Origin of the sequence: Citrobacter sp. (genome assembly GCF_050252275.1) — a bacterium.
GTDB classification, from domain to species: Bacteria; Pseudomonadota; Gammaproteobacteria; order Enterobacterales; family Enterobacteriaceae; genus Citrobacter_A; species Citrobacter_A amalonaticus.
This window is the reverse complement of the sequence record NZ_JBFWLF010000018.1, coordinates 9,650-27,185: the sequence shown is the minus strand read 5'-3', so window position 1 is coordinate 27,185 and position 17,536 is coordinate 9,650. Positions and strand designations below refer to the sequence as shown.

The following is a 17,536-nucleotide window of genomic DNA, read 5'->3' as shown; positions in this document are numbered from 1 at the left end:
ATATTGTATAGACATTAGTCTTGAAGGGTGCTTCTTGCTGCCAACAAGTCGACCACTATCCCGGATAGCTTTCTTCACTACGATCGGGGCTGCGGGACGTGGTTGCTTTTTTCCGACAAGCTCCGCAAAGCGTTGTTGGGGGTGTGGACAAGGCGAGCAGGAAAACGCTCTGTCTTTGTCATAATAGCCACCTGTTTTTCATTATATTTATTAGCCATTCATTCACCTCAGTCTATCTTTCTGACAAGCATAAATAAGCGTAGAACAAATTTAATGAATTCGAAGCATCATAAATACAGCCATATCTGCCTCAGCGCAAAGTGCGGTAGCCAGATGTCGATTCAGCTGTGGTCGAGGATAAGCCCTTGGCAATAAACGTCTTCGCCATCTGTTTCGTTAACACGCCAGCGGTTTTCGCCTCGTTATATGCCGAATTTTTCATTGTCTTTTTCCTTAATCCTCATCAGGAATAATTGAAATATGCCCATTACGCTCCAGAATTGCGTATTTAATTTTACCCGGCTCCGTAATGCCCTGGCTCTGCCGGGCAGCCACTAAGATATCGTCGAGAGAGACATCTACCATTTTCATCTTTTCCATTAATGGTTCGCCGTGTTCCAGCAGAATAACCGGTGATCCATCGAGAGCAGATTCAGCCCCATGCATCTGTTTTTTAATGAATCCGAACAATATGTCGATTGTCACCAACGTGACAATGGTGAGCATTGCTCCGGTAACGGAGAAATCATTGCCTAACAATGCCTGCTGTGTGGCTTCGCTAATAATCAACAGCAAAATCAGGTCGAAACTGGTCATTTGTAATAACGCCCGGCGTCCAGCAATCTTAAACACGACCAGTAAAATAAGATATATGGCTAAGGCCCTCAGCACCATTTCCATACAGACCTCCTACGGATAAATAAATTGCCTGAAATCGATTTCAGGGCCGGAGTTTAATTGAATAACACTTTTTGCGCTGCCAGGCTTTACAGGGGTAACGAGTAACCAGATAGAGGTATCTTGCTGATTTTCATGTGTGTTATACACCAGGTACAGATCGTCTCCCTTGCTGTACATGCTGTCAGGTTGAGGCCAGATATTCGCTGTCTCATAAAAAGAATTGAAATCTCCACCAATGCGATAAATATTCTTCCCGGATCGTTGGTCTGTAGCAGAGATTTTTAATTTAAATTCTGTTTGCAATCGACCAAACCGTTCAAAATTTAATGTCACCTCCCCGGTAGTATTCGTTTTCATCGAATCACTGAAATAACCACCAGAAAAAACACCGACTATGGCCAGGGAAATAATACACAGTAAAACAACAAACCCAATCTTATGAAATCTCGCTTCAAAATTCAGAAAACGCTGACTCTCTTCAATGCCGGGGACTTTCATGTTTTCTCTGGGCATCTTTAACCTCACCGTTTCGCTTGTATCCCGTCAGTTATCTGATTCGTAACACTATTACCTTTTAAGACTCTTCCAGTTTGCCAGATTAAGGAATAGCAATCAGACTTAATAAGTCAAGTCGACAATGAGATGAGGGTGAAATGAAATTATCCGTGGCACCATTACTATGTTGTTTTTTAATCCCGACAGTGTTTGCTGACGATAATGGTGGGCTGAAAAAAGATACGGCACCGCCGCCGCCTCACGCCCTGGATGAGGGGTATCGTGGTGTTGAAGATGCGAGAACCATGACGGTTCAACAAGCTAAAACCATGCATGACGGCGCAACCATCTCTCTGCGTGGTAATCTGATTGACGATCTGGGTGATGATAAATTTGTTTTTCGCGATAAAACCGGCAGTATCCATACGCTGATTCCACTCTCTGTCTTTGATGGTCGCACGGTAAAACCCGATCAAATGATCAGTATTAACGGCAGTCTGGACACCAAAACGCAACCGCCTGTGGTTCGGGTTAACAGAATACAAAAGTAGCAATACTGCTGCTCGGCTCATTGCTGGCGCTAGTAATCTGTTAACAGTTGATTCTGATACCACGTGAAAGGAGGGGCGCCAGAGAATCGACAACGCGATCCACTGGCGATAGGGGAATTAAAGAACCATGCTGGCGAGCAGGATAAATATCAGCCCGCAGATGGATAACAGTGTTGACATCAGTGTCCAGGACAGCAGCGTCTCTTTGGTTGTCAGGCCGAAGAAGTCTTTAATCATCCAGAAGCTGGCATCGTTGACGTGGGAGCAGATACAGGAACCCGCCCCGGTGGCCAGCGTAATCAACGCCAGGTTGGTGTTGGGATGTACCGCCAGAAGCGGGATAACCAGTCCGGCAGTCGAGATCGCTGCTACGGTGGCAGAACCCAGGCAAATACGCAGGAACGCGGCAACGCCCCAGGCCATCAGAATCGGATTAATATCCATGCCTGAGACCAGAGTAGAAATATACTGACCCACGCCAGAATCGATGAGCACCTGCTTGAATGCGCCACCACCGCCGATTATCAGCAACAGTCCTGCGATACCGGCAATGGCTTTGCCGCAGGAGTCCATCAGTTCAGGGATTGTCTTTCCGCGACCCAGACCCATGGTATATATCGCGAACAGCAACGAGATCAGCATTGCAATCGTCGAGTTACCTAAGAACAGTAATACGTTATAGAACGTGCCTGACTCCGAGGCGTTTTTAGCATGGGTCATCTGGATAATTGTCACTACCGCCATCAGGATCACCGGCAGCATCGCGGTGAGAAAGCTGATGCCAAAGCCGGGCATTTCGTTTTCGCTGAACCGGCGGGTCGCACCGAGGGAGGCAATATTCCCTTCTTTTTTAAACGCGTCAGGAATAATCCGCTGACAGAATTTGTTCAATATCGGCCCGCAAAGAATAAAGGTCGGAATGCCGACAATAATGCCGTAGATCAGTACCAGTCCCACATCTGCGCCATATTCACGGGCAATAACGGTTGGGCCGGGATGCGGAGGTAAAAAACCGTGCGCGACCAGCAAACCGGAAAGCATGGGCACACACATAAACATCGGCGATATTTTCGCTTCACGGGCGATGGCGAATAAAATAGGTACCAGAAGAATTAAGCCAACTTCGAAAAAGAGTGCGATACCGACGATAAAGGCTGAACAGACTACCGCCCAGTCAAGCCGCTTTTTACCGAAATAATTCAGCATGGTCAGGGCGATTCGCTGTGCGCCACCCGCGTCAGCCAGTAAGCGACCGAGCATCACGCCGAAGCCGAAGATTAAACCAATATGGCCCAGCGTACCGCCAAGGCCGGATTCGACCGACGTGACGACTTTATTCAGATCCATTCCACTGGCAATGGCGACAACAATCGAGACAATAATTAAGGAAACAAACGTATTGAGTTTAATTTTAATGGTTAAAAGCAGGAGTAAAGCAATCCCTGCCACAACGATAATTAGTGGCATAACGTCCTCTCATTGTAGGGTTGCGACCGGTCATAGTCCGACTACACAATGTTTTAATAATGTGTAGCCGGGTTATTTAGCGGTCTGGATATTATTATTTTTGCTTTAAGGTGTTATTCATATAATCGTTCAGGGCCGCACCGATTTTATTCACATCGTAAACACAGCCCGTCCATGTCCCGCCGCTCACTGCCTGAAGCATCGCCCAAAGCCGGGTATCGTCTGGCAGTTCCGGATCAGGAAGTAAATCCTGGTGGCTGGGTCTGGCGTTCAATATTGCGGTAGCCTCCTCCCGTGAGGGTAATTTTTCATCGTTACGGGTTCCGAGGAAATTGACTTCGCCCTGAAGTTCGCGGCAATCAATTTTGATTTCAATAATATCCCCGGTGCGTAATTTACTGATTGGCCCCCCGGCGAGGGCTTCCGGTCCCACGTGACCAATGCACGCGCCAGTGGAAACGCCCGAGAAACGCGCATCCGTGATCAGGGAAACATGCTTACCATAAGACAGATGTTTCAGGGCGCTGGTGACCTGGTAGGTTTCTTCCATCCCGGTACCGGAAGGGCCAACGCCGATAATGACCAGAATATCGCCTGCTCTAATTTTGTCGTGCTTGATATCGTAAATTGCTGTTTTCTCGGACAGATAAACCTTCGCCACCCCTTTATGGTAATAGATGCCTTGATCATCAATTACCGAGGGATCGATGGCGGTGGACTTGATCACCGATCCTTCCGGGGCAATATTGCCGACCGGGAAGGTGATCGTTGAAGTCAGGCCACGCTCCCGCGCGCGTTGCGGTGACATGATCACCTCGTCGGCGTCGATCTGTTCCTGGTCGCGTAGCAGTTGTTTGAATCGCTGCCGCCGCTCGGAGTGTTCCCACCAGTCGAGGTTCTCCTTCAGTGTGCTGCCGGTTACGGTCATCACGTCTTCATGCAGCAATCCAAGACTGCGAAGATGCAACATCACTTCCGGAACACCGCCTGCCATGAATGCATTCACTGTCGGGTGATAAACCGGACCATTCGGGAGCACGCTCACCAGTCGGGGCACACGCTTATTGATGCGGATCCAGTCGTCAACGGTCGGGACATGGCAGCCTGCCTGATGGGCAATCGCCGGGATGTGCAGCAGAAGGTTTGTTGAACCGCCGAACGCTGCATGAACCGTCATCGCATTCTCAATCGCTTTGTCGGTAAGGATTTCCCGGGTAGTGATACCTTTTTTACATAAGTTCAACGCTGCCCGCGCGGAGGCTCTGGCGATCTCTTGCCATACCGGCTCACCGGAAGGGGCTAGCGCAGAGTGCGGGATCGCCAGCCCAAGACCTTCGGCCACCACCTGCGATGTCCCGGCGGTACCCAGAAATTGACAGCCGCCGCCCGAGGAGGCACAGGCCTTACAGCCAGCACGACGAGCGTCCTGTAGCGATAATTCGCCATTAGCGAAGCGTGCGCCGATGGTCTGCACTTTGCCGTTATCTTCTCCATCCTTCGCGGGCAGCGTCGCGCCACCAGGCACCAGCACTGTCGCTTTGTCATGCTGCGCGGCGAGGGCCATCATGGTGGCCGGGAGTCCCTTATCACAGCTCGCCACGCCAATAACGGCTTTCGCATCGGGCAGGGAGCGGATCAGGCGGCGCATCACCATTGAGGCGTCATTACGGTATGGCAGTGAATCAAACATGCCCGTTGTACCCTGTGTTCGTCCGTCGCAGGGATCGGAAACATACACGGCATAGGGTAGGGCGCGGTTCGCTTTGATCACCTCTGCTGCCGCTTTCATCTGGATATCCAGCTCGTAGTGACCCTGGTGCAGCGCCAGTGCGATGGGCTTACCGTCTTCCCCGCGTAACCCTCCCAGCGTGCTGAGTAGCAAAATGCCGTCGCGATTCAGCTCATCCGGAGACCAGCCCATTCCGGCATTCATCGTCATCCCGAACAGGTCCCCGCTCGGGCGGTTGATGAGCATCTCCGGCGTCAGCGGCAGTTCACCGTCAGGCCCATCGGCGTGCGTTCTGACGGTGTAGATATCGTGACTCTCGTCAGCAAAAATAGAGCGAACAGACATGATCTTCTCCTCAGAGCGATATAATTCCCTGCGCGACCAGCAGCGCATGGACTTTTTCTTTGGCTTCTTCTGACACATCGAGAATCGGCGGCAAGCAATACGTCTCTACCGGCAATCCCACGCACTGCATGCTGTATTTGATCAGTGAGACAAACGGCGTTTCCAGGGCGTAAATCGCCGGCAGTTGCAGCAGCTTTTGATTCAGGGTAGCGGCAGTTGCCAGATCGCCCTCGCGCCAGGCGTGGTAGATACCGACAGAGAGCTCCGGAGCAAAGTTCGCGCTGGCGGATATTGCGCCATCGCCACCCAGCAGCAGGGTGTTGAGTAAATGGTCGTCGTAGCCGCAGAAGACCGAAAATGACGGGCGCACTGACTTAACGGTGTTAATCATTGCGCGCAGATGGCCAACGCTGTCGATAGTGTCTTTGATCCCGACGATGTTCTCATTTTGCAGCGCCAGACGTTTCACGGTCTCTGGGGTTAAGTCCTGACCGGTCAGATCCGGAAAGTTGTACAGGATCACCGGCAGTGTGACGCTACGGGCGATCTGCTGGTAATAGTCGTCAAGATTGCGTGACGCGACTTTCCAGTAGTAGGGATTAATTGCGACGACGCCGTCAGCGCCGCAGGCCTGGGCATGTTGTGCCAGTTTGACCGCTTCATCAGTAGAAGGCGAACCGACGCCAATCAGGACCGGAACCCGACCACCGACAACGGCAACGGCTTCTTCGGCGAACGCCATTCGCTGGGCGGTATTCATCTGGCTAAATTCCCCCCCGGTGCCAAGGTAAAACAGCCCGTCGACTCCCTTATTGATCAGGAAGTCGGCAACCTGACGCATTGCTGTTTTATCAATGGTCCCGTCACGATGAAACGTGCTGGATACCGGTGGAATAATGCCGCTGAATTTTCTCATTACCTCAGTTTCCTTTTCGTAAATACTCATTTTCGTTTCTGTAGCCCAGCCCATAAGATATTTGCCCGGCACATTTGCGGAGCAGTTCCAGATAGCCGTCGATCTTATTTCCTGAATAAACTACAGGATCGCCTGACAGCGAGATCGCATAGTTGACCCGGTTATACATATTGAATACCGGCATACTTAAACATACTGCGCCATAGGTTGATTCTTCACTGTCTATGGCCCATCCCCGAAGTCGTGTTTTTTGCAACTCCTCCAGAAATAACTTTTTATCGGTTAACGTATTGCGCGTATGCGGCGTTAACGTGATCGCATCTAAAAAATAATCCAGTTCTTCCCGTGTTTTCCAGGCTAATAACGCTTTACCCAGCGCGGTTATGTGTAATTCCAGTTTTTTGCCAATCCAGCTTTTACTCGTTGGCACTGATTCCGGGCTTTCAACCTTGTCGAGATAGATAGCAGAATAGCGCTCCATTGCCCCCAGGTGACAAACCAGGCCGCTTTTCAGCGACAGCTCCTGCATAGGCCGTTTCGTCACCTCAAAGATATTTTGGCGGTGCAGTGCCTGACAACCCAGTTCGTAGTTTTTTATTCCCAGCGAATAATGGCCATTTTTGTTTTTAATTAAGAAGCCGCACTCCACCATCACATTTAATAAATTAAGCAGGCTGCTTTTGGGATACTGGAATTCTTTTAATAGCTCCATATAACTCGCCACGCCTACCCATGCAATATGGGTTAATATTTTTTCGGCACGGACTAATGAATTACACCCTTTGCGAACCATACTGGCTCCCTCCTGTGGTTAGAATAAATAATATCGGCATTGCACAGTTGAAAATATGCCTTGTTCAACATGCTGAACCGTAATGCGATGATTAAATGTGATCTTGTGCGCAGTTTTAATAGCAGAATTATCGCACTGCCATTACGCTGAATATGAATACCTGAAAATGAAAGACGACAGGTCGTCGTGGCATGATAAAGTGTAAATTGCACAAAGAACATTCGAGGTTTGCGCGATGCAACAAATTGATTTTTACATGGTTGATGCCTTCAGTACCACGACGTTTGGCGGCAATGCCGCAGCAGTCTGTCCGCTAACCGAATGGTTGCCTGATGAGACGTTACTGAAGATGTCTAAACAACATAACCAGTCAGAAACGGCCTATTTTGTCCCCGCTGAAAACGGCTTTGAGCTGCGCTGGTTTACCACGCAAGGAGAAATCAATCTGTGTGGGCATGCCACGCTGGCGGCAGCTCATGTCATCTTTGAACATCTGGATTATCCGCGCGACAGTATCCATTTTACTACCCGATTTGTTGGCCCGCTGACTGTTGCACGTAGCGGTGAATGGTTGACGCTGGATTTTCCTGCCTGGGGAACCGAGTCCGTCACGCCGCCGTCTCTTCTACTGGAGGCGTTGGGTATCACGGAATACAAAGACATGCGCGTCGGGCGGGATTATATGGTGGTGCTGGATAATCAGCAACAGGTTGACGTGCTGCGCCCGAATATCCACGCGATGATCCCTTTAGGGAAAATGGTTTGTGTCACCGCACCGGGTGAAGGGAAATACGATTTTGTCAGCCGTTTCTTCTGTCCAGGAGAAGCCGTAGCGGAAGATCCCGTTACCGGTTCAGCGCATAGCATGCTCATTCCTTACTGGGCGGAAAAACTGAACAAAACGGAGATGCTGGCGTATCAGGGGGCCGAACGCGGTGGGGAGCTACGCTGTCAGAGTGCCGGGGAGCGTGTACATATCGGCGGACAGGCAACCACGTATTTGCTGGGTAAAGTTTTGTTGCGCTAGATAGCCCTGATACCAGTCACTACAAAACTCACAAAGTCAGGATGAAGGCGCATCATGCTTAAACCGGAGTATGTCATCAGATTGAATGTCTGTCGGAAAATGACCGTAAAAAGCCAACAGCCGTAAAAAATCCGATCGGCAAATACATACCCCGCTCATTGAGCAATGTCAGAACCACATTCTCATCCATCTTATTTTATCCATACATACTGGATGGCGTACTGAGCGGAAAAGGGACATGAAAAAAAATTCCAGCGTTGCCATCCTGCTCACCGGCCAAGAGATACGTTGAGACCAGCAAAACGGCGATCGCCGGGGATATAAGTTCAATCAATTTTCATTACGGTATAGGTCTGTTCTATTGATCTGACGCGCTTAACGACTCGCTGCCGTTCGGTATGTTAGTCACACGTAACTTGACGGTGACGCCCGCAGGGGGATCAAGCGGATAATCCCTGCGACATCAAATGAGGAGGGAGTATGTTTTCTTACATCATGCTGGGTACGAACGATCTGCCACGTGCGATCGGTTTCTACGATCCGTTAATGGAGCTGCTTGGGCACCCGAAAGCAGGCCGCGGCGAAGAGGGCGCATCATGGGGGATGTTCAGTGAAAACCACACCACCGGATTGTGCGTTGGCAAACCCTTTGATGGCCAGGCCGCAGGTGTCGGAAATGGCACGATGGTGGCGCTGAATGCCCGATCCGTCGAACATATCCAACAACTTCACGCGCTCGCTCTTCGCCTGGGCGGCACGGATGAAGGCGCGCCGGGTCACAGACCACAGTATGGACAAGGCTTTCATAGCGCCTATGTCAGAGATCCCGACGGCAATAAGCTGGCGTTTGTCTACTATGCAGACGAATGCTGAACATATCTTATGCAACAGGCTCCACCGACACTGCAGGGGTTTGGGGTTTCCACGCCCGATCAGGTGGCGGATGCAATTAACGCTGGTGCGACGGGGGCCATTTCAGGCTCTGCCATCGTCAGGATTATTGAGAAAAACAGAGATAATGAGGAAACGATGCTGGCTGAGTTAAAGGCATTTGTGATGAGCATGAAAGCGGCAACGCATCAGCGGTAAGTACGTTTCTATTGCCTGTCGGTAGCGGCAGGCAATGGGGGGCGCGACCCTGAATCTGGCGCTCAATCTCGGTTATCCTCATCTTCGCAAATATGGCTTGCGATGGTAAATGAGGCAATGTCCGCGACGACGGGTGTGATTTCGACGGCGATCACATTTTTCCGACCTGTGCATATCCCTGCTGAAATTACGTGTTACCATTCACCTCGTAAATACCTTTCAACTCAACCCGAGGCTTTGATGCTGGAGAATGTAATCATCTGATAATCAGTTTCCCCGACCTTTTCAGGCCGGACTGATTATCAATGCGCCGAAATCGAATGCGGACACCGCTGTGTGTTTGCACGTTTTGCACATGATGATTAAACAGGTTTTCCAGTATGAATTTATCCCGTCAGGAACAACGTACCTTACACGTTCTCGCCAAAGGTGGACGTATTGCGCACGTCCGCGATGCGTCAGGCCGCGTCACCGCCGTTGAATGCTACAGTCGCGAAGGGCTGCTGCTCGCCGACTGTACACTTGCCGTCTTCAAAAAACTCAAAACCAAAAAGCTGATCAAATCCGTCAATGGTCAGCCGTACCGCATTAATACCACCGGGCTGAACAACGTGCGTGCTCAGCCAGATAACCGCTAAGGAGAGCGTTATGACAACACGCAACTTCACTATTCATATTACCGATGAAAGTGATACCAACGACATCCGGGAAGTCGAAACCCGCGCCTTTGGCTACAGTAAAGAGGCCTGCCTGGTGGTTTCTTTGCTCGAGGACGACACTGCGCGTCCAGCGTTATCGTTACTGGCCAGACAGGAAGGTAACGCCGTCGGGCATATCCTGTTTACCCGGGCGACATTCAAAGGAGAAATGGATTCCCCTCTGATGCATATCCTTGCTCCCCTGGCGGTCATCCCTGAATACCAGGGGAGGGGCGTGGGCGGATTATTGATTCGTACCGGTATAGAACACTTACGTTCGATGGGATGCCAGTGCGTTTTTGTTCTCGGTCATGCCACTTACTATCCGCGACATGGATTTGAACCCTGTGCAGGAGACAAAGGTTTTCCCGCGCCTTACCCCATTGCGGAGGAACATAAGGCCTGCTGGATGATGCAATCCCTCTCAGCACAACCCTTTGATCGTGCCGGCGACATCCAATGTGCGCAGGCCTTAATGAAACCGGAGCACTGGCGTGAATAACAAACAGACTGAACGCTCTCTTACTCGTAACGCAATGAAAGGAATTAACTAATGGATATCCCACGTATTTTTACGATTAGCGAAAGCGAACATCGCATTCATAACCCGTTTACGCCGGAAAAGTATGCCACATTGGGCCGGGTGTTACGCATGAAGCCGGGAACGCGCATTCTTGATCTCGGCAGTGGTTCTGGTGAGATGCTCTGCACCTGGGCGCGCGATCACGGCATTAACGGTACCGGTATCGACATGAGCCAGCTTTTTACCGCCCAGGCAAAACAGCGTGCTGAAGAGCTTGGCGTCAGCGAACGCGTCCATTTTATTCATAACGACGCGGCGGGTTACGTTACGGACGAAAAATGCGACGTGGCGGCCTGTGTTGGCGCGACCTGGATTGCCGGTGGCGTAGCCGGAAGCGTCGGGCTGTTGGCAAAAAGCCTCAAGCCTGGCGGAATGATACTGATCGGTGAACCTTACTGGCGTCAGGTTCCCGCAACGGAAGAGATCGCCCAGGCCTGTGGTGTTTCGTCGAAGGCTGATTTTCTCACCCTTCCTGGGCTCGTCGCCTCTTTCGACAAACTTGGCTATGACGTTGTGGAAATGGTACTGGCAGACCAGGAGGGCTGGGACCGATATGAAGCGGCGAAATGGCTGACAATGCGCCGTTGGTTAGAAGCTAATGCAGAGGATGATTTTGCCGATGAAGTTCGCGCGGAGTTGACGATAGCGCCTGAACGCCATGTCACCTACACCCGGGAATACTTCGGTTGGGGCGTATTTGCGTTAATCGCACGATAAAGTAAGTTATGCGGCATAGCCTGAGGGCTATGTCGTATTCTCCCCAGAAGAGAAGCGTCGTGGCGAAAGCAACGACCGTAATACATAATTATCACACCTGAAACCTTCTTCCTTTCTGTCTCACAAAGACGTCCGGCCAGGTGCGTCCACAATTAATCGTTAAAACAGCGAAAATGGATTGTTTCTGTGACGCGGTTATAATAATTATTTAATAATCCATAAAAGATTAGGCCCTGTTTTTAAATGCGCTAAATAATTACTTGTTAATAATTAACATTCTCCTCTCTTGTGTTTGTAGGATAATTCCACGCTTTCAGAAGATTCTTAAAATGTATTTTTGATAATTCCTAAGATTGATGCTGTGATTTATTTATTTTCCTGGTTGGCGATTAAATAATCCTGGTTTTTTTATGATGTAACACGTTGTTGTGTTGATTTGTTGTTTCTTTTTGTTTTCTTTTTTGTTATATGATGTGACTTTTTTGTTTTTTATAACTTATTGATATTTATATCTATTCATTGGTTATTGTTAAAATTCCGATCTGGTGTGACGATAGAAATAAGAATAGTGATAGTTTTTTCCTATCATGATGTATTAGATTGAACAGTTATATCATTTGGCAGTTTTTTTTAAGTTAAGTGTATATTTGCGAATAGCGATACAAGGAGGGATAACGTGGTTGTCGATGATAAAATTTCTCCACTGATCGCTCTTGCGCTGAGTGAAATAAAAAATCGGGCAGCGAGGCCGTCAGATCGGAAACCATTCTGCTTTCTTCCTGCAATGTGGGTACAAACACGATGCTGTTGCGCCATAGTCGCTGAATATACATTAGTGAGTATTTCAGACAAACAAGATAATTTGTTCCTGAAACAACATATAAACTATAGTGATTCTATTAGTCTGATTATTGAAAAACTTAAGGATGCGCAGGCTAACAGTGGGGAGCAGACGTGTGAGTTCTGCCAGTTTATGGCGAAGATGAATCGGGCGGATAAACACACGCTCAATGCGATTGTTTGTCTGGATACCTATGCTGACGCTTCGCAATATCTGGGGTTGAGCCAGAAGTCGATATACTCAAGGTTGTACAGTATTCTTGAACGTATTAACGTAAGGGATAAGCGGTTATTTTTTCGCTGGTATAAATATATGCTGATTCATTCAACAACATTCCGGCCTCAGGGCCTGAATATTGTCCTTTCTGTGGCGGATTTTCCACCAGGCTCAGAAGTGAATGAAACGATCAACGGGCACTGAAACGTAACAGAAAAGGGAATCCTTACGGATTCCTTTTTCGCGTGTCCTGTTCAGCACGTCTATGGCAAGGGAGATCCGGCAGGGGGCCCCCCTTGCCGCATCAGACTGATATTCTATACAGATGATAAGCCCTTCCGGGTTACGTCAGGATTGACGTTCGTGAATTGAATGGCTTTGGCTACGTGACGTGGGCCATTAAAACCGAACATTTACTGCGACGCCTGTTAGCAGAAAAACATACATTATGGGCTAAGACCTACTTTAGAGAGGGAACTTACTGATACCCGCGTTTGCTTCTTCAGACCGCAGTCAGAGTTGTTTTTCGTACAGGCGATAGCGCTTATAGGCAACTCCGCCGATGCGTTCCAGGATTGTACGCATCCCGCTATTTGACTCCAGAATCCAGGACATCTCCAGCGCGTCAATATGGTGTCTGGCAAACGGGTCGCGTAATGCCTCTATTAACAGCAGAGCCATGACCGGGCCAATGCGGCTGAACTGATATTCCTGACGAACGCCCATCAGAGGCACCCGCGCGGTGCGCACACCGCTCACTTTTAGTCGCCAGAGCAGTTTGGCCCAGCCGAAAGGCAACAGCCGACCGTTGAGATCGGCGATCGCCTCATTAATATTCGGCAGGCCAACGATAAAGGCGCAAGGCACCGAATCTATTTCAGCAATGTGAATCATATCGTCCGGAACAAGGAATTTGAGCTGCTCGCCCATGGAGGCGAATTCGTGTTCCGTGAAGGGGACAAATCCCCAGTTGTGCTGCCATCCGGAGTTGAAAATTTCACGCAGAATCTGCATTTCTTCACTAAACCGCTTACGGTTGATGCTGCGAATGGTGACCTTTTGACGCACCTGATCCATCAGTCGGACCAGCGACGGTGAGAAAGATAAATCTGTGCGCTGCATCCAATAGGCCAGCAGATCGATTCCCTTTGTGTATCCCAGTTGTTCCACGTGAGCGCCATAATAGGGTTTCCCGTGTGGCATCAGCGCGCAGGGCGGCGTCTCAAAGCCATCAACCAGAAGGCCGCTTTCCTGGTTAATGTTCAGGCTAAAAGGTCCGGTGATTTTTTGCGCCCCGGCGGATTTCAGCCATGATTCGGCGGCGGCAAACAGTGCGCTAAAGACCTCAGGGTCGTCGATGGCATCGAGCATGCCAAAATGACCCGTGTCGTTGCCATACCGTTTGCGATGCAGGGTGTCAATTTGTGCCGTGATGCGTCCGACGACCCGTCCTGCTTTTTTAGCGATCCATGCCTGCCAACGAATATGTTCAGAACCCGGATTTTTCGCGGACAGATGCTCTGCGCGTTCAAGGTGCAAGGGGTCGATCCAGCTGTCGTCGGCGCAATAAAGTGAAGAAGGGAAAGAGATAAACGTGTTGAGGTCATGTTTATTCATGACTTTTTGTATCTGGATCATAAACAGCCTTAAATAAAAAGTGCAGAAATAAACATAATTACACTGACTGCTATGTTGTCAGTCGAAACGAAATAAATTACTGAATGTTTCTTTCTCCCTTTTACCACTTAATGCGGTTGGTGATAAAACAGGACGGTAAAACGTAAGGCTGGAGGCGGACAGGGCGTTTAATGATAACTCTCCCTTCGGAGAATGAAATAAAATATTTAGCTGGGTAATATCATAATTATTGAAATTGAAATGCAGAAAAACATTTATTTTGTTGATGATCTTTTAGCCAAAAAAGAGATACTGTTTAATGACTATTTAATTTATATTATCACCCGCCGATTATTTGTTTTGTATATCCATCGATTTTAAATTCAAACATTTTCATGGTGTATATGTCCAATAGAATCTCAACTCATTCTATTCCTATGCGTTATGCTGACTTTTCAACCCTGGTGGAAGCTCTGGACTATGCCGCTTTGGGAAATGCAGGAATGAATTTTTATGATCGACGCATTCAGCCTGAAGCAGTACTGGAATACCGAGAGCTAAAAATGCGGGCTAAAGCCGGAGCCAGACGGTTGCTTTCATTGAATCTCAACAAGGGCGATCGCGTCGCGCTGATTGCGGAAACCAGCGTCGGTTTTGTCGAAGCCTTTTTTGCGTGTCAGTATGCGGGGTTGGTGGCGGTACCGCTGGCCATTCCTATGGGGGTTGGACAACGCGATTCTTATTCCGCGAAATTGCAGGGCCTGCTCGCCAGTTGTCAGCCTGCGGCTATCATCAGCAGTGACCAATGGTTGTCGCTGATAAATGTGGTCAACGAGCATAGTGCGGCAATCCACATTCTCAGCAATGCGCAATTTAATGCGCTGCCGGAAAAGGATATTGAGCTGCCATTACCGTCGCCAGACGATATTGCTTACCTTCAGTACACCTCAGGCAGCACGCGTTTTCCTCGTGGCGTCATTATTACTCACCGTGAAGTTATGGCGAATCTGCATGTGATTAGCCATGATGGAATCAAATTGCGAGACAGTGACCGTTGCGTATCCTGGCTGCCTTTTTATCATGATATGGGGCTGGTGGGCTTTCTGCTTACGCCTGTGGCGACTCAGCTATCCGTTGACTATCTGCGCACCCAGGATTTTGCTATGCGCCCGCTGCAGTGGCTGAAATTAATCAGTCAGAACCGCTGCACCGTCTCCGTTGCGCCGCCTTTCGGTTACGATTTATGCCTGCGTCGTATCAATGACAACGAACTTGCCGGGTTGGATCTCTCCTGCTGGCGCGTAGCCGGAGTGGGGGCAGAACCCATTTCCGCCGGACAACTGAATCAGTTTGGCGATTGTTTCAAGCGCGCGGGATTTGACAGCAAAGCATTCATGCCGTGCTATGGTTTGGCTGAAAATGCGCTGGCGGTGAGCTTTTCTGATGAAGCCTCCGGTTCACAGGTGAACGATGTCGATCGCGACATACTCGAATGCCAGGGTAAAGCGGTTGCGCCGACGAAAAGTACCCGGGCGATATCTACATTCGTGAATTGCGGTAAAGCACTTCCCGGCCACCGCATTGAAATTCGTAACGAAGTTGGGAGCCCATTGCCTGAAAGAGACGTTGGCCATATCTGCATTTCCGGTCCGAGTCTGATGAGTGGTTATTTTCAGGATCCGGTTTCGCAGAAGGATATCCAGTCAACGGGATGGTTGGATACCGGGGATCTGGGCTATCTTCTGGATGGCTACCTGTACGTGACGGGACGTATAAAAGATCTGATCATTATTCGTGGTCGGAATATCTGGCCACAGGATATTGAGTATATTGCGGAACAGGAACCGGAAATACATTCCGGCGATGCGATAGCATTTGTGACGTCTCAGGAACGGATTATTTTACAGATCCAGTGCCGGGTCAGTTGTGAAGAACGTCGGGCGCAGATCGTCCATAGCCTGACCGCACGGGTACAAAGCGAGTTTGGGGTTTCTGTTAGCATCGAACTCTTGCCGCCGCACAGTATTCCACGGACATCATCCGGGAAACCGGCGCGTGCGGAAGCGAAAAAACGCTACCTGAATCTCTTTGCTGAGTCGCTTAACCCACCGATCCCTATGCCGGGATACTCGCAATGAGCATCACGGTTGCGGTGACAGGTGGAACCGGCTTTATCGGGAAGCATATTATTGATGACCTGCTGTCCCGCGGTTTTGCCGTTCGGGCGTTAACCCGAACGATTCGCCACGACGTGCGTGATAATCTTGTCTGGATCCGGGGGGCGCTGGAAGACAGTGAGGCACTGGCGCAACTGGTCGCCGGGGCGGAACATGTCATCCACTGTGCAGGGCAGGTTCGCGGACACACAGAAGCGATCTTCACCCGCTGCAATGTTGAAGGCAGCCAACGGCTGATGCAGGCCGCGAAAGAGAGCGGCAGCTGTCGACGCTTTCTGTTTATCTCGTCGCTTGCAGCACGTCACCCGGAACTCTCATGGTATGCAAATTCCAAGTATGTCGCAGAACAACGGCTAACGACGATGGCCGCAGAAATTACGCTGGGGATTTTTCGTCCTACGGCAGTATATGGACCCGGTGACAAAGAGCTAACACCACTGTTTCGCGCGATGCTGCGCGGTTACCTTCCGCGTTTTGGCGCTGCCGAAGCCCGTTTGTCATTTTTGCACGTGAGCGATTTAGCGCAGGCTGTCAGTCAATGGCTCATGGCCGACCGGATGCCGGTTTATCCGTATGAACTCTGCGATGGTGTTGCCGGTGGCTACAACTGGCAACGCATTCAGGAAATTGCGGTCGCAGTGCGCAACGGACCGGTTCGCACCGTAACCATTCCGTTACCGTTACTCACATTGTTTGCCGACGCGAGTACGTTAATCAGTCGGTTTGCCGGAAAAGAACCGATGTTAACCAGGAGTAAAGTTTGTGAGTTAATCCACTCTGACTGGTCGGCAAATAATAAATCTCTGTGCGAGAAAATAAATTGGTTTCCCCGGGTTAGCCTGGAATATGCGTTACGGCAGGGGTTATTTTAATTATTTATATTACAGGTATGTTATTTTCTATGTTAAATCATGAAGAAGTAATGGATTACACCCTTGAGTGTTTACAGGGTATGGTCGAAAGCGGCGTAGATATCCATCCTGACAGCGATCTGGTTAATGATCTTGGGCTGGAATCGATTAAAGTTATGGATTTATTAATGTTGCTGGAAGATAAATTCGACATTTCCATCCCTATTAATATTTTGCTGGATGTCAGAACCCCGGCGCAATTAATGGAAGCGTTAATCCCTTATCTGGAGAGTATCAATGAGTCTCTATGATAAATTTTCGCGCCTGGCCTGCGAGCGAGAACAATTTAGCATGGCAGGAATTAACCCATTTGGCACCTGTATCGATGAGGTGTTTTCCGCAACGGAAGGACGGATTGGCAACCAAAAAATTATTCTGGCAGGTACGAATAACTATCTGGGGCTCACCTTTAATCCACAGGCGATTGCCGAGGGGCAGGCCGCTTTAGCCAGTCAGGGGACAGG

General features: G+C 49.5%; 16 protein-coding genes and 4 pseudogenes. 12 read left to right on the top strand and 8 right to left on the bottom strand.

Going from position 1 to position 17,536, the window contains the following annotated elements:
• Positions 1-453: 453 nt before the first annotated feature.
• Both AB7E14_RS02945 and AB7E14_RS02940 read right to left on the bottom strand, forming a co-directional pair.
• Complete coding sequence (locus AB7E14_RS02945) at positions 454-900, bottom strand: DUF421 domain-containing protein (protein ID WP_043001087.1); 447 nt, start codon at positions 898-900, stop codon at positions 454-456.
• A 9-nt stretch (positions 901-909) separates the two neighbouring features.
• Positions 910-1,398 (bottom strand): hypothetical protein, encoded by a 489-nt coding sequence (locus AB7E14_RS02940; RefSeq protein ID WP_224267576.1) that lies wholly within the window; start codon positions 1,396-1,398, stop codon positions 910-912.
• 155 nt (positions 1,399-1,553) lie between these two features.
• Between AB7E14_RS02940 and AB7E14_RS02935 the strand changes: the two genes are divergently transcribed.
• Positions 1,554-1,946: a YdeI family stress tolerance OB fold protein gene (locus AB7E14_RS02935; RefSeq protein ID WP_044264009.1), complete on the top strand. Its 393-nt coding sequence runs from the start codon at positions 1,554-1,556 to the stop codon at positions 1,944-1,946.
• Between the two features lie 117 nt (positions 1,947-2,063).
• Here AB7E14_RS02935 and AB7E14_RS02930 read toward each other — a convergent pair whose 3' ends face one another.
• From AB7E14_RS02930 to AB7E14_RS02915, 4 genes are all read right to left on the bottom strand, one after another.
• Positions 2,064-3,413, bottom strand: a complete 1,350-nt coding sequence (locus AB7E14_RS02930; RefSeq protein WP_043001084.1) for a GntP family permease — start codon at positions 3,411-3,413, stop codon at positions 2,064-2,066.
• A 94-nt stretch (positions 3,414-3,507) separates the two neighbouring features.
• The gene (gene yjhG, locus AB7E14_RS02925; RefSeq protein ID WP_316962191.1) at positions 3,508-5,487 is read right to left on the bottom strand and encodes a xylonate dehydratase YjhG; all 1,980 of its coding nucleotides are present in this window, start codon (positions 5,485-5,487) and stop codon (positions 3,508-3,510) included.
• 10 nt (positions 5,488-5,497) lie between these two features.
• Entirely contained in the window at positions 5,498-6,403 is a 906-nt protein-coding gene (locus AB7E14_RS02920) for a dihydrodipicolinate synthase family protein (protein ID WP_127522969.1), read from the bottom strand.
• A gap of 4 nt (positions 6,404-6,407) precedes the next feature.
• Positions 6,408-7,196, bottom strand: a complete 789-nt coding sequence (locus AB7E14_RS02915) for an IclR family transcriptional regulator (RefSeq protein WP_043001081.1) — start codon at positions 7,194-7,196, stop codon at positions 6,408-6,410.
• Between the two features lie 235 nt (positions 7,197-7,431).
• Between AB7E14_RS02915 and AB7E14_RS02910 the strand changes: the two genes are divergently transcribed.
• The 7 genes and pseudogenes from AB7E14_RS02910 (at position 7,432) to AB7E14_RS02880 (ending at position 12,571) form a co-directional block, all read left to right on the top strand.
• The gene (locus AB7E14_RS02910) at positions 7,432-8,223 is read left to right on the top strand and encodes a PhzF family phenazine biosynthesis protein (protein WP_316962192.1); all 792 of its coding nucleotides are present in this window, start codon (positions 7,432-7,434) and stop codon (positions 8,221-8,223) included.
• Between the two features lie 480 nt (positions 8,224-8,703).
• On the top strand, positions 8,704-9,096 hold the full coding sequence (locus AB7E14_RS02905) for a VOC family protein (protein ID WP_044328647.1): 393 nt from the start codon (positions 8,704-8,706) through the stop codon (positions 9,094-9,096).
• A gap of 18 nt (positions 9,097-9,114) precedes the next feature.
• Positions 9,115-9,312, top strand: a pseudogene (locus tag AB7E14_RS02900) (tryptophan synthase subunit alpha); the annotation flags it as partial.
• A gap of 380 nt (positions 9,313-9,692) precedes the next feature.
• Positions 9,693-9,950: a YjhX family toxin gene (locus AB7E14_RS02895; protein ID WP_043001077.1), complete on the top strand. Its 258-nt coding sequence runs from the start codon at positions 9,693-9,695 to the stop codon at positions 9,948-9,950.
• 10 nt (positions 9,951-9,960) lie between these two features.
• Positions 9,961-10,508, top strand: a pseudogene (locus AB7E14_RS02890) (GNAT family N-acetyltransferase).
• Between the two features lie 55 nt (positions 10,509-10,563).
• Entirely contained in the window at positions 10,564-11,310 is a 747-nt protein-coding gene (locus AB7E14_RS02885) for an SAM-dependent methyltransferase (RefSeq protein WP_044328650.1), read from the top strand.
• A gap of 676 nt (positions 11,311-11,986) precedes the next feature.
• Positions 11,987-12,571 (top strand): hypothetical protein, encoded by a 585-nt coding sequence (locus AB7E14_RS02880; protein WP_046402046.1) that lies wholly within the window; start codon positions 11,987-11,989, stop codon positions 12,569-12,571.
• 51 nt (positions 12,572-12,622) lie between these two features.
• Here the strand turns inward: AB7E14_RS02880 and AB7E14_RS02875 are convergent.
• Positions 12,623-12,780 (bottom strand): annotated as a pseudogene (locus AB7E14_RS02875) (deoxyribose-phosphate aldolase); the annotation flags it as partial.
• A 100-nt stretch (positions 12,781-12,880) separates the two neighbouring features.
• Positions 12,881-14,005: a hypothetical protein gene (locus AB7E14_RS02870; RefSeq protein WP_043001073.1), complete on the bottom strand. Its 1,125-nt coding sequence runs from the start codon at positions 14,003-14,005 to the stop codon at positions 12,881-12,883.
• A 383-nt stretch (positions 14,006-14,388) separates the two neighbouring features.
• Between AB7E14_RS02870 and AB7E14_RS02865 the strand changes: the two genes are divergently transcribed.
• The 4 genes and pseudogenes from AB7E14_RS02865 to AB7E14_RS02850 all read left to right on the top strand — a co-directional run.
• Entirely contained in the window at positions 14,389-16,122 is a 1,734-nt protein-coding gene (locus AB7E14_RS02865; protein WP_316962193.1) for a fatty acyl-AMP ligase, read from the top strand.
• On the top strand, positions 16,119-17,033 hold the full coding sequence (locus tag AB7E14_RS02860; protein ID WP_316962194.1) for an NAD-dependent epimerase/dehydratase family protein: 915 nt from the start codon (positions 16,119-16,121) through the stop codon (positions 17,031-17,033). The genes AB7E14_RS02865 and AB7E14_RS02860 overlap by 4 nt, the downstream gene beginning before the upstream one ends.
• A 29-nt stretch (positions 17,034-17,062) precedes the next feature.
• The gene (locus tag AB7E14_RS02855) at positions 17,063-17,323 is read left to right on the top strand and encodes an acyl carrier protein (RefSeq protein ID WP_043001963.1); all 261 of its coding nucleotides are present in this window, start codon (positions 17,063-17,065) and stop codon (positions 17,321-17,323) included.
• Positions 17,310-17,536 (top strand): annotated as a pseudogene (locus AB7E14_RS02850) (serine palmitoyltransferase); the annotation flags it as partial. The gene AB7E14_RS02855 and the pseudogene AB7E14_RS02850, both read left to right, overlap by 14 nt.